The organism is Mangrovitalea sediminis, from assembly GCF_002514725.1.
Taxonomy (GTDB): domain Bacteria; phylum Pseudomonadota; class Gammaproteobacteria; order Pseudomonadales; family Oleiphilaceae; genus Mangrovitalea; species Mangrovitalea sediminis.
The window spans coordinates 621,321-634,117 of sequence record NZ_NTLB01000001.1 but is presented as its reverse complement, the minus strand read 5'-3'; the positions used below and the strand labels follow the sequence as shown (position 1 = coordinate 634,117).

At 53.1% G+C, this 12,797-nt stretch carries 10 protein-coding genes; 9 read left to right on the top strand and 1 reads right to left on the bottom strand.

Translation table 11 applies throughout. The features are described 5' to 3' along the window. The first annotated feature begins 433 nt into the window (after positions 1 to 433). The 9 genes from CLR77_RS03035 (at position 434) to CLR77_RS02995 (ending at position 11,494) form a co-directional block, all read left to right on the top strand. Positions 434 to 1,327: a divergent polysaccharide deacetylase family protein gene (locus CLR77_RS03035; protein ID WP_097459096.1), complete on the top strand. Its 894-nt coding sequence runs from the start codon at positions 434 to 436 to the stop codon at positions 1,325 to 1,327. Between the two features lie 691 nt (positions 1,328 to 2,018). After that, a complete protein-coding gene (locus CLR77_RS03030) occupies positions 2,019 to 2,702 on the top strand; it encodes a PEP-CTERM sorting domain-containing protein (RefSeq protein WP_097459095.1) in 684 nt (227 codons plus the stop codon). A gap of 76 nt (positions 2,703 to 2,778) precedes the next feature. Beyond that, entirely contained in the window at positions 2,779 to 3,432 is a 654-nt protein-coding gene (locus CLR77_RS03025) for a hypothetical protein (protein ID WP_143269356.1), read from the top strand. 50 nt (positions 3,433 to 3,482) lie between these two features. Then, positions 3,483 to 8,555, top strand: coding sequence for an RHS repeat-associated core domain-containing protein (locus CLR77_RS03020; protein ID WP_097459093.1), 5,073 nt, complete (start codon positions 3,483 to 3,485; stop codon positions 8,553 to 8,555). 13 nt (positions 8,556 to 8,568) lie between these two features. Then, positions 8,569 to 9,183 carry a hypothetical protein gene (locus tag CLR77_RS03015; RefSeq protein ID WP_097459092.1) on the top strand — a complete coding sequence of 205 codons (615 nt, stop codon included), beginning with the start codon at positions 8,569 to 8,571 and terminating at the stop codon, positions 9,181 to 9,183. Between the two features lie 208 nt (positions 9,184 to 9,391). Further along, complete coding sequence (locus tag CLR77_RS03010; protein ID WP_097459091.1) at positions 9,392 to 9,604, top strand: hypothetical protein; 213 nt, start codon at positions 9,392 to 9,394, stop codon at positions 9,602 to 9,604. Positions 9,605 to 9,701: 97 nt separating this feature from the next. Continuing rightward, positions 9,702 to 10,325 carry a DUF416 family protein gene (locus tag CLR77_RS03005; protein WP_097459090.1) on the top strand — a complete coding sequence of 208 codons (624 nt, stop codon included), beginning with the start codon at positions 9,702 to 9,704 and terminating at the stop codon, positions 10,323 to 10,325. Between the two features lie 195 nt (positions 10,326 to 10,520). Further along, positions 10,521 to 10,973 carry a hypothetical protein gene (locus CLR77_RS03000; protein ID WP_097459089.1) on the top strand — a complete coding sequence of 151 codons (453 nt, stop codon included), beginning with the start codon at positions 10,521 to 10,523 and terminating at the stop codon, positions 10,971 to 10,973. Positions 10,974 to 11,092: 119 nt separating this feature from the next. After that, a complete protein-coding gene (locus CLR77_RS02995; RefSeq protein WP_143269355.1) occupies positions 11,093 to 11,494 on the top strand; it encodes a barstar family protein in 402 nt (133 codons plus the stop codon). A gap of 219 nt (positions 11,495 to 11,713) precedes the next feature. Here the strand turns inward: CLR77_RS02995 and CLR77_RS02990 are convergent, their stop codons facing one another. Next, a complete protein-coding gene (locus CLR77_RS02990; RefSeq protein ID WP_097459087.1) occupies positions 11,714 to 12,730 on the bottom strand; it encodes an AraC family transcriptional regulator in 1,017 nt (338 codons plus the stop codon). Positions 12,731 to 12,797: the final 67 nt, after the last annotated feature.

Sequence of the window (12,797 nt, the reverse complement as noted above, 5' to 3'; positions counted from 1 at the left end):
AACCTTTCCGATGAACAATCTCCTTCATGGCGGCCTTGATCATCTCGCGCGTGGCAGGTGCGAGATGCCCAAAAAATTCCTCATCGTTTAGGTCGGCGAGCGCGGCCAAAGCGGGGACGACAGCGTATCCCCGGGCCGTTAGCGACAGCCGCTTCGTCCCGGTCGAGGTTATGACTACGCTCAATCGCTGGACCGAAAACCCTGTCCAATGCGCTATCCGACGCAAAGCAGGTCTATGCCGGGTACCATCCTGGCATTTTGAGATCGATCTGCCCCTCTTTATTGACCCCTGTGATCTCAACATTGGACCTCGCTGCAAAGGTCTTCTACTCTTTCTTTAGGTGTTTGTATATTCGGGAAATTCCGATAGAGTCTCGCTCTAGATCGGCGAAAGTCTCTCAGCATTGTCGACGTCAATAAGGCATTAAGCTCCATGAATCTGGATCGTTACCCCCTGTCCCGACGACGAGTCGTCCGTGGGCTGCTCGGCACTGCTTTGTCAGGATTGGCCCCCACTCTGATATTTCCAGAAAAGGCCTGGGCAGACTCGATTCCGCCGACGGTTGCGATCATTATCGACGATATGGGTAACTCTGAAGCGCTGGGCAATCAGTTGCTCGGCATCGATTACCCCATGACGTTCTCCTTCCTGCCGTTCCGTCCCTTCGCGCGGCAGTTGGCGGCGCGGGCCCACGCGCTTGGCCATGAAGTGACCCTGCATATGCCCATGGCCAGCGTACACGACCTGAAGCTGGGTGCTGCCGGACTGGAACCTGGCATGGATCAACTGACCGTGACCACCCTGGTTCGCCGTTCCTTGCAGGATATTCCCCACGTCCAGGGTGTGAACAACCATATGGGCAGCCTGCTGACGCAGGAACGCCAGCCAATGGAATGGGTGATGCGCGAGGTGTCCCGCTACCCACTCTATTTCGTGGACAGCCTGACTATCGCCTCGAGCGTGGCGGCCGATGTCGCCTCGGAGCATCGCATTCCCAACATGACCCGCGACGTTTTCCTTGATGACATCAAGACGCCGGCAGGCGTCGACGCCCAGTTCAAGCGCCTGATCAGGTTGGCGAAGGAAAAGGGCTCGGCTGTCGCCATCGGCCATCCGCACCCGGTCACCGTCGAATACCTGACCCGCCACATGCGCGATCTCGACCGCGAAGGTATTGCCGTTGCCACGGCCAGCTCGCTCTGGCAAATGCGCAACAACACCGGGAGTATGTTCGCCGGCGAGCAGAAGGAAACCGTCATCCAGAGCCAGGCCTCCTGGCGGGATGTGTCGCACGAGCTGAGGTCGATGCGGCGTTCGGTGGGGTAGGGTGTGAAGCTCTTCCGGGAATATCCGGCTCGCTGCAGATCGACGTCGTGTTTCACGAAAGAGCGGCAAGTGGCTTCGTAGGCGCTACCTGCAAGCTACTAGCCGAAGACGGTCGCCACAGATGCCCAATATGGGGAAAAATCACCCATTTTAGGTATCTCTGGCTGCTCGACTCGTCGTAACTGTCGTCTCGACCAAGGGGTGAAAGTTAGTCTGTCCCGGCTTTCGCGCATAACCCTGCAGAAAAGGATTTTGATGATGATTTGTCGCGTAGGGAGGTTGGCTGGTTGCGCGCCGGCGTTGGTTTTTCGTTCAGTCTCTGGCAGCTGATACCGACTGCTCACGTTTAGATATGCAGAAAGTTTTGGCCACCCTAATCTGAGTTCAGAGGACAGGCAAAAGACTATCGCGAAGTTTTCACGCACCCTGACTAAACCTAGGCCTACTCGTCAACATCTGACGACGCAAAGTCATCCGAGCTGTCTTTTTTGGGGAGATGACCTACGTCAAGATTAAAAATTCGCTTGTTGCGACAAGTTAAAAGATTTGTAATCTTTTGTGCAAATAATGAACTCGCTAGGTAAGAGGGCATGTAACTCCCGACGTACTTTTCGGCCAATACTGCTGAGTTGACTGATGTTAAGCACGATGATGGATTATCAATGAGGCACCCTTTCCAAGGAGGGAACACATGACATTCGGTTTGCAATCCCGTAGGTTTCTTTTCATTGTGCTGGGCGTTTTGCTTGCACAATCCGCACAAGCGTCGCTGATTCAGCTTTTCAGTACCAATAACCTCTCACCAAGCGACACAATTTTTTCGTTTGCCGGAACGGATGGTGAGTCTTTCGGCGCGAGTGCTCAGTTTTCCGATGCCAGCAACACGTTGAGGGTGACAGGTGGCGATCTAACTGGTTTTGTCGTTGGCAGCGATTATTTGTTCACAGCCTTTCCGGACAACACCCCCATTCTCTACGGCTACGACCCCATCGCGATCTCACCTTTGACGCTGAGCTTTTCCCATGGGATCTCTGAAGTAGGCTTTGAGATCGAGTCTGCATCCTACGGGTTCGGTGCCTACTCGCTGAACTTCACCGCCTTTAACGGCAGTCAGGCACTTGGCTCCTTCGATGTATCAGGAGACTTTCCGAACTCGCTCGGTTTCTTGGGGATTGATGCCAGCGGTGGTGACCAGATCACGAGCCTGACATTGAATGCCCCCACTGGCTATGAAATCGCCTTAGGGGCGGTCCAGTTTGCCAACGCGGGCTCAGGGGGGACAACGGCGGTTTCGGAGCCATCCACAGTTGCCCTGATGGGATTGGGATTACTCGGCCTGATCAGCCTGCGGTTCCGACCGAAATTTTTCCCTTAGCACCCTTCAATCCGGCTAGCACTTTTCAAATAGTATTCGCACTGAATACACCGTTTGGAACAGGGAAAGGGTTGGTGTGACACAACATCTTAAATACGTGAAGCCGACACAGATGCGACCGCTTCTTCGCGTTGCGCTGGCTCTGGCTATCTTGTTTTCCGCCGGGCTCGTCGATGCCAAACCCTTTGATTGTGCCAATCATCAGTGTGGGCTGCTGACAAAGGGAAATAATCGGGATTTGGTTGTCGGCACGGTGGACGGCGTTGCAAGCCGCCCAGAGATGCGCAAGGTGTTTGCTTGGGCCCACCGCCATGGGTACTGGTCTTCCTTGCCGGATAAGGGAGCAGGCTATCTCAAATATATGCAGCTCATCTCCCTATCGGTTCCGGTTTCCGGTGAGCGCCGCTCCGTCACGGTCTTGATGACCCGGCAGGAATTTGAGTCCGCATCGCTACAGATAGGGGCTTTTGTACGCTATTCACCCCATGACTCCGCCCACGATGCGATTTCATATAAAAATCCGGTACATGAAGCTTACTGGGTATTGGTGGGATGTGTTGCACAGTTGTGTGCTCCTGGCGATGACGACTGCAGGTCTCGTTATCGCGCAGGACGTTTCGATCATAAAAGCGGCCACCAATTGCGAGTGGCTAACGGAAAACCGCTTACAGATGGGATTTTCATTAATCCGCTGACATTGCTGCCGGTTAAGGCGGGATCAAACCAATAAGAATTCGTTTCGAAGAATCTTAGACAAAAATCACGGAAACAGGAGGGAGCATGTCCATGGAGCGCTGGATTGTCCGTTGGTTAGGGTTTGTTCTTCTTTTCTGCTTGGCCAATCTGGCCCTGGCGATGACCAAGTCCCCTGTGGACCGGGTCGTCACTTATCAACCTGATCGTTATGGTGTGTTTGCAGAAGGTTTGGTGCCCTTTGGCACGCCGAGCCAGACTGAAACACGAGCGCTTGAAAAGAGCATCAAGCGCTACAAGCGGGCAGGTAACCCTCTTCATACACAGGCGCTGGACGATTTTCTTAAGCAGCATCCCCATTCGGCTTGGCGGGTGTCCGTCCTGACCAACGAAGGTCTCACCTATGCGACCGCGGGTGAATACTCGAAGGCATTGCGTGTCCTGGATGAAGCTTGGGAGTCCGGCCGTCTATCAATGGGGCGGCAACAACGAGCCTTGGCGGAAAGCGCATGGGGAAGGTTGATTGAGCTGCAAACGAACTTTGCTCACGGGAAACAGGTCAAGCGACTACTTGGCGAAGTGAAGGGGCGCACGCTTTCGGGTTCTGCCACCGTTGCCAAGACCGAGGCACTCGAAGGCTTGTGGACATTACAACACCAGCCGGGTGTTTCTTACCTGTGTGGCGTTGTTGCCTTGCAGGAACTGTTGAGCGCCGATAAAGACCCCGCCGGCGCGAACAAGCTGAAAACCATGAAAGCCGTTCCCGGGGGGATGACGCTCGCCCAGTTGCAGGCGCTATCGTCGCGAGTTGGCCTGTCGACCGACATGATCCACCGGACTGCGTCTCAGCAGGTGCCGGTTCCGTCAGTGGTTCATTGGAAGGTGGGGCATTACGCAACCGTTGTAGGGGCGGCAAATGGACGATTCCATATCCTGGACGGCGCGATGGAGCGCGATTACTGGATCACTCGGGAAGCGCTGCAAAGCGAATCCAGCGGCTACTTCCTGATTCCTTCGAAAGGCGACTCGGGTACCTGGCGGCAAGTATCTTTGCGTGAAGGCCGATCGGTCGTTGGAGGCGGTTACACCAGCGGTAACAACCCCTCGCAGACCTCCAAGGACGACCCCAACGTCATCGGTTGCGGGTCCTCGAAAGGGATGTGCCAGTACGCCGTCAAAGGCATGCTGGTCAGCTTGAATTTGTATGATACCCCTGTCGGTTACAAGCCTCCCGTTGGCCCCGCGGTGCCGTTCGAGGTGGTCTACAGTCAGCGGGAGGCCAGCCAGCCTGCCAACTTCACCTTTTCCAACATTGGGCAAAAGTGGACGACCAACTGGCTGTCCTATGTGCAGGATGATCCGACGTCCGCCGGCAACGAAGTGATGGTCTACCTGCGGGGTGGCGGTTCGCGCTTCTATCACGGCTATAACAGCAGCACCGGCACCTTTACCCGGGAGGAGCGCACGGGGGCGCAACTGGTCAGGGTTTCATCCTCGCCGATCGAGTATGAGCGTTTGATGCCTGATGGAAGCAAGCAGATTTTCAGCACCTCCGATAAGAGTACCTATTACCCCCGTCGAATCTTTTTGACGCAGGTTGTCGATCCTCAGGGCAACAGCGTCAATTTGACATATGACGCGCAGATGCGCCTGACGACGCTGACCGATGCGATCGGTCAGCAGACGACCCTCCACTACGACGACAGCCAGTATCCGCTTCAGATCACCAGCATTACGGATCCCTTCGGTCGGTCGGCAACATTGTCATATGACAGTACGGGGCGGTTGATCACGATTACCGATACGATCGGTATGCAATCCCATCTCGCCTACAACAGCGGCACCTTTATAACGGCGTTGACGACGCCTTACGGCACGACGCAATTCTCCGCCGGACAAAGCGGTACCGATCGCTGGCTGACGATTACCGATCCCAAGGGTAACGAGGAAAAGGTCGAATACCGGCACAACGCACCCGGCATGCCCTTCAGTGTAAGCCCCGTCCCGTCGGGTATCAGCACGTTCAATGCGTATATGAACGACCGCAACACCTATGTCTGGGATAAAACCGCCATGAAAACGGCGGCGGGGGATTACACCAAAGCCGACGTCTATCACTGGTTACACGAACGGGGGCCGGACTACTACGGCCTGACCGCCGGTGTATTGGAAAGTGTCAAGAAGCCGCTGGAAAGGCGGGTGTGGTTCAACTACCCCAACCAGCCCTGGGCGGGAGGGACCGGTGGATTCGATAAACCTTCGGCCGTTGCACGGGTGCTGGCCGACGGGGCGACGCAGCTTAAGCGATTCAGCTACAACCCCGAAGGGCATGTCACCAGGTATATCGATCCCAAAGGTGAAGAGTTCGACTATACCTATGCGTCCAACGGCATAGACGTTGTCAGTGTTGTCCGGAAAACACCGACGGGCGCGACAACCATCGCGCAATACACCTATAACAACCAGCACGAACCGCTGAGTCATACCGACGCCGACGGCAACGTTACCCAATACACCTACAACACGCGTGGTCAGATCACCGAACGCATTGATGCGTTGGGGCATACGACGCAATACAACTATGACGGTAACGGTTACCTCCTGAGCGTTATCGATCCTAACGGAAATACCGTGGCAGGCTTTACCTATGATGGCTTCGGCAGGGTGGCGACAAGGACCGACGCTCTAGGCAGGGCCTACAAGTACAGTTATGACGCCCTGGACAGGCTGACTCAGGTCGATTACCCCCAAGGACAGCCGGTCAAGTTGGGATGGGACAAACTGGACCTGGTCTTGTTGACCAACCATCAGGGACAAACCACGCAGTTCGCTTACGACAGCGTCCGTAATATGGTCAGCAAAACGAACGCTGCCGGGGCCGTTACCGACTACGAATACTACGCGAACGGTAAGCTGAAAAGCGTTACGGACCCCCTCGGTAACGTTTCGACCTGGACGCGGGATCTGGAAGGCCGGGTCACCACGATTACCCGTCCCGACGGTACGGCGCAACATTTCGACTACGACCTGACGGGACGTCTGAAAGACAAGATCGATCCGAGCGGGCAGACCACTGATTTTGGCTATGACGTCAGAGACACCCTGGTCAGCGTCACCGATCCCCGGGGTCTGCAAACCACCTACACCTACAATGTCGCCGGCCAGAGAACTGCCGTCCATAGCCCGGATACCGGCGACACGGTCTTCAGTTATGACGCCGCCGGCAACATCCTTCAGAAAGTCGATGCCCGCGGTGATGCAACTGCTTACGCCTATGACGCGCTGAATCGTCCGATTAGCGCCATCTACGACGACGGCAGTCAGGTCAGCTATCAATATGACCAGGGGCCGAACGCCATCGGTCACATGACCTCGATGACGGATGCCTCCGGCTCGACGAGCTGGACCTACAATCCGCTGGGCCAGGTGCTTACCAAACAGCAGGTTATCGGCGGCCTGTCCTTCACAATCCACCGAAATTACGATGCGCTGGGACGTCTGGCCAGTCTCACCTATCCCTCCGGCAAAACGGTAGATCTGTCCTACAACACCGACGACCAGCTAATGAAAATGGTGTTGGCCAGTGGACGCCCGATTGCCCAGAACCTGAGTTATGCGCCGACCGGTCAGCTGGCAAATTGGCTTCTCGGCAATGGTGCCTATTTCAAGCGCACCTTCGATAAGGACAGCAGACTCTCCGGTTACAGCCTGTGGTCGCACTTTTCGCCATTCACGACCCAGCTGACCTACGATCCGAACGGACGGATCACCAACATCAACAACCAGTTCATGTTGCCGAGTTCGGTCATGCCGTCCCGCAGCTACAGTTACGATGCCCTGGGCCAGCTGACCAACTATCAAGCCGACAGCGATCAGCGAAGTTACAGCTATGACGGGGACGGTAACCGGCTGACGCAAACGAACACCTCCGCCAGTACAACGTATAACTACGCGACTGATAGCAATTGGTTGCTGAACGACACCGGCACGACCTACCAATACGACGCCGCAGGCCATATGACGGAGAAAAAGCTTGCCGGCGGCCCGGACTATGTCTTCACCTATAACGCCCGCGGTCGTATGGCCAAGGTCGTCAATGGTAGTGAGGAGACGGCATATGGTTACAACGGCCTGGGCCAGCGTGTCGAGAAGCAGGGCTATGGTGCCGGCGCCGTGGCAGGGCATGCGCGATACTTTGTGTACGGTTTGGGTGGCCAGCTCCTGGGCGAATACGACGGCAATGGTCAGCCGATAGAAGAAACCGTATGGCTGGGAACCATGCCGGCAGCGATTCTCACCGATGGGCAGCAACCCTACTTCATTTATACCGATCATTTGGGTGCGCCGCGACAAATCGCCAATGGTGGCCCGGCTACCCTGGTGTGGCAGTGGAATCACGGTCCCTTCGGCGAAGCGCAACCTACCGGAAGCTTCACCTACAACCTGCGTTATCCGGGCCAGTATTACGATCAGGAAACGGGTCTCGACTACAACTATAACCGGGACTACGATCCCGCTCTGGGGCGTTATATTCAGAGCGACCCGATTGGGTTGATGGGCGGGCTGAATACATACGCCTATGCCGGTGGAGATCCGGTGGCGTATATCGACTGGTTGGGACTGTGTGCCAATACGAATCCGAGCTTGTGGCACTTGCTGGCTTCGAATCCGTGGCTGGCGGCCACTATTCTCGGGACGGAAGTAGTAGGTCTCGGACCGGAAGATCCGCTTGCGGATGCGGCGGTTGCTGGGGAAATCGCTGCGGCGGAGGCTGCAGAAGCGGCTGAGGCAGCGCAGGCCGCTGAAGCCGCAGAGGCAGCGGAATCCGGTGAAGTCGCTGAAGCTGAAAATGCGACCAAAGGGGCTGATAATGTTAGCGGTGACGGAAATGCAGGGGAGCAACCTAACCGTATATACTCTGCTCGAGAATTAGTTCGTCGCGCAGAGGAATCCGGACCTAACCATAATTTTCCTGAATCGTTTAATAATCAGATATTTGAGCAGGGAGAACGAAGTTCTATAAGTGATAATTATGTGCAGTACGAATTGAAAGGGACATTAAACGGCAGATCTGGAACCTACGAAATTGGCGTGAGGCCGTCGGCTTCAGGCCGCACAGAGGTAATAACCCATCGATTCTTCAGACCTGATCCAAGGTAAGGAACGAAAGCAGATGGAATTAAATGTTCTGGACTATTGGAATGATTATGAGGTTGGTCCGTTTGAAAGCGTATCTACCGAGAAGCCCCTATATTTGTTCGAGCTTGAACGTGAAAATACGCCTCAAACGGGCCAGTTGAATTTAGAAGTTCCAATAAAATCCACTGATTGGTTAATGTTAAGTATAACTGACAATGAAGGGGCATGCTGGGTCGGCCGATTTGAACCTGGCGTAGAGGGTATTACTGGTTTATTTGCAACCCCGAATGAGAAAGTAATTTGTGTTGTGGTAAAAGGGCAAGGCTATTGGGTTCCTATTAACGCGCCGATGCAGTATGAGGTAATACCTTCATCACCTATAAAGGAGGTTTTGTCTATCCCCGAAAGTAATGTCGTAGTTTTCGTTGACTTCGTGCGTTTAACAGCATACGGAAGAGCTGGTTTAACTTGGCAAACGCCGGATGTATCTTGGGATGGCATAAAGGTCGTTGGCATTGATCAAAATATTATTCGGGGGATTGGGTGGGATGCGCCGAAGAACTGTGATGCGCCATTCATAATTAATGCTGATGACGGTAAATGTGAAGGTGGGTCTAGCCCTCAAGCATATTCCAGTAATAGGACCTAATTAGAATTTAGAAAAAGGGCGGTCTCCAACACCAAGTGGATCAACAGTTACACCTGTCTCAGCGGTGAACCGGTTGATCTATTTTGGCATAAATAATAGATGTTCCCAAAGTGATGCAAGCCGATGCAATTATCTTTATTCGTTTTCTTACGCCTGCGGAGGGGGGCGCCACACTTCAATAGAAGGAGATGGTTATGGGTGTCCAGTTATGATGGACGATAAAAAAGGGTTCGATTGCAGATTTGTTTTGGAGGGTTTTACAACCTTCGAACTTGGTAAAGAATATGAGATTGCAGTTGGATTTCTCAATCCAGAAATTGCTTTGGAAAATTTGTATGAAGGAAAGAGGATATCTCTTTGGGAAGGCAAAAAAATTGCTGTTGGAGTAGTTAAGGAAATTTTGGGTGGTTCTCAAAATTAGGTTGTCATATACGGCGCAGTCGAAGTCATAAATAAAACCAAAGAGGATTGCATGTCTAAAATTTAGGAGTGGGTTGGAATGAGCTGGAGAAATGTAAATGCCGAAAATGACACCAAATCAAGAGAGGTTAAAAAGGCAGCTAGGAGTCATGGACAATCGACGCAAGGCGGCCTTTGGAGCTGCCTGCTGTGAGCGTTTACTGCCGAATTACGCAGCGTTCATGGAGCAGGCAAATTGGGGCAGCTTAGAACCAATACGCCAGGGATTGGATTTGGTCTGGCTATACGTGGATCAAGGGTTAGCAGACAATAACAATATTATGCGGGCGGTAGTGTTGTGCGAGGAGATGGCTCCGCACTCTGATGATTTCAGTTTCCTGTTGGTCACTGCTGCACAAGATGCATGCTTTGCTGTATGTGCCTTACTGGATTTTTTGATGGAATTCGACGTTGAGAAAGTGGTGCAGGCTGCCGAGTATGCCACCGATTCTATTGACCTTTATGTCCAGGAGATCGAAAGCATGCCTCCTAATAGCCCGGACTTGGAACAGCGGATTCTTAACCATGTCCTCATGCAGCGTGAACTTAGTCAACAGCAATTGGACATTGAATTTATTAAAAATGCTTCAACGATAGGTCAGGAGTTTTCCAAGAGATTACGACAACTCTGGCCGCTACCTGGCCAGGGGAACCTGGGATTGACTGACGTCGTTGGACTATAGAAAACGAAGATACTTTGAGAAAATTAAAGTGATGTAAACTAAAGCAAAATAAATTGACTATAGTCTATGGTCGCATTTCACTATCCAGTCGACCGATAATCACTTCATGGTGTCGAGATCCGTCTGCTTTCCTATGACCGAATCCATTAAACTGTAGTGAATTGTTGGGCTGGATCATTCGTCAAGATTAATTTGATGTTTAATCAAGAGAATATCGAAGAGCTGCTGGATCAACTGGACGGCTCCGGATCAGACCGGGAGTTTAATGCAGTGAATGAGCTTAGGAAGCTTGATAATGAGCTTCCTAAGCTACTGTTGGAAAAATATAAGCTTTCTAAGCGGTGGCCAGTGAGAAGCTCGTGTGTCTACCATGCTATCCGCTATGCGAGATCATCAATGGAGTCAGTCCAATTGGGAAGAGAGGCGCTCTTTGATAAATCAAAAGTGGTTCGCTATAGGGCGTGCATGTTATTGGCATGCGCTCTCGATGAATCGACCATGGTTAACTTAAAAGAAGCATTGGATACGACAAAAGACCCAGAGACCATAGCGGACATTGAGGCAGCTATTGATGCGGTGAAAAATCGCAATAGTGATTATTTTGTAGATCGAAAGCACTCTGGGAAAATTAAGTTAAAGGTTAACTGAAATATAGACTTAATAGGGAAATCTATATTGGTATAAATAACTGAGGCTTAAACCTATATTTGTGGGTGGGTTGATGTGTTTTCGCGGCCTTCCGTTTTAAAAATTATAGGTATTTATGTGTGGATAATGGTGTAGGCGTTTTTTCCTTTTCAAGGCAGAGTATTGAGAAAAGCATAGAAGAGTACCGCCTTCAAGGATGGAAAATATACTATTTGCCAAAATTGATGGTGACGAAGGACCAATTCTTTGAGGGCATCCGGGAGTCGTTGCCGCTTGACCCTCCCTTGGTAACCAATCGAAGCTGGGATGCGCTGGCGGACTCGCTCTGGAATGGCATGGATGGTCTGGCGGAGGACAAGATTCTCATAATCTGGCCTGATTCCATGGAAATGGAATCGAAGGAACCGGAAACCTTTTCCATTGCCAGCGCCATCCTGGCGGATTTAACGACGCTGTTTGCCGACAATGAAATCACGAACGACAGCGTTAAGAAAATCATGGTACTTCGAGAGCTATCATAGCGGGGCGTGCAATAAACGCTTTTGCGGAGAAAAACTTAATGCCTGGCTGATGCACCTGGAACACCGGAATATGGCGGCTTTTATGGCTGCCTGTTTCGAGCTGTCGCGAACACTCTGAGCACTACTCGGTCGAAGGTGCGTTCGGGTAGAAAGTGGATGCTCCCATAAGCATGACCCCGCCAGCGCAGGTCAACCTGCACGAATGAAAGCCTATTTGGCTCACTGGCCCAGCAGTTTCTGCCGGTAGGCCTTGGGTGTCAGGTCGAACCAATCCCGGCAGGCCCGGTTGAAGGCGGACTGCTCCGAATACCCCAGCAGCCCGGCAATCTGACTGAGCTTGAGGTTGGGCTCCGACAGGTACTGGCGGGCCATTTTCATGCGTTCTTCATTGAGTAATTGCTCGTAGGTCGCGCCTTCCCTGGCCAGCCGTCGCTGCAGGGTGCGCTTATGCATCGACAGGTGCGAAGCGATGGTGTCGCTGCTGCAATGGCCGGTGGGCAGCAGTGTGTTGATCAGGCGGGTGACATCCTCATACAGGGAACTGGCATTGGGCGCCTGCTGAGAATCCAGGTAGCGCTCGGCCAGTTGCCAGGTCTGGTGGTCTGCGCTGGAGAGCGGCATCGCAAAGATGGACGCCGGCAGGTAGAACCCGCTCCAGTCCTGTTCGAAGTAGGCTTCACAACGGAAGACCGAATGATACTCGGTTTCATCGGCCGTTCGCTGATGCCTGAAATGCACCGACAGCGGGTAAAAATCATCCCCACATAACAGCTTCATCACCTGCATGGCATTCGCCAGACTCAGTTCGTAGGACTGGATTCTATAGCCGGCGCCTTCATCATCGATCAGGAACACGAACTGGATGGCGGAATGACCTTCCACGCTACACCGCGAGGTCGTCAGCCCGAGAGCCGGGCAATGCAGATGCAGGTAGCGGGCAATATTGTGGACGGCGTCGCCGACGGTGAGTGAACTACGGGCGATGACCGAGATGGGCCCCAGGATATCCAATCCCTGGTACTCCGCCAGGCTCATACCAAAGGCCGGGTCATTGAGGGCTTCGGCCGTGTCTTCCAACAGGGCATTAACGTGCTTGAAGACCAGAAAGCTGAGATCGTCCCGCTGCGCTTCCGGTGGGATATGGTGCCGGGCCAGCAGTGGTAAGGGGTCTCCGCCCTTACACCGGACCTGTTCGTCGTAGCCCCATAGATTGGTGGCCCGGATAAGGCTGGACACGCAACCTCCGAAAGTCATCTTGTCGGCGACTGTGCCGTACTGCGTCTTATGGTCGTGTTTGAAAACT

Coding starts and splice junctions, on each gene's coding strand:
- CLR77_RS03010 (WP_097459091.1), top strand. CDS start 9,392: ATGATGGACGATAAAAAAGGGTTCGATTGCAGATTTGTTTTGGAGGGT.
- CLR77_RS03035 (WP_097459096.1), top strand. CDS start 434: ATGAATCTGGATCGTTACCCCCTGTCCCGACGACGAGTCGTCCGTGGG.
- CLR77_RS03030 (WP_097459095.1), top strand. CDS start 2,019: ATGACATTCGGTTTGCAATCCCGTAGGTTTCTTTTCATTGTGCTGGGC.
- CLR77_RS03015 (WP_097459092.1), top strand. CDS start 8,569: ATGGAATTAAATGTTCTGGACTATTGGAATGATTATGAGGTTGGTCCG.
- CLR77_RS03020 (WP_097459093.1), top strand. CDS start 3,483: ATGTCCATGGAGCGCTGGATTGTCCGTTGGTTAGGGTTTGTTCTTCTT.
- CLR77_RS03000 (WP_097459089.1), top strand. CDS start 10,521: ATGTTTAATCAAGAGAATATCGAAGAGCTGCTGGATCAACTGGACGGC.
- CLR77_RS03005 (WP_097459090.1), top strand. CDS start 9,702: ATGCCGAAAATGACACCAAATCAAGAGAGGTTAAAAAGGCAGCTAGGA.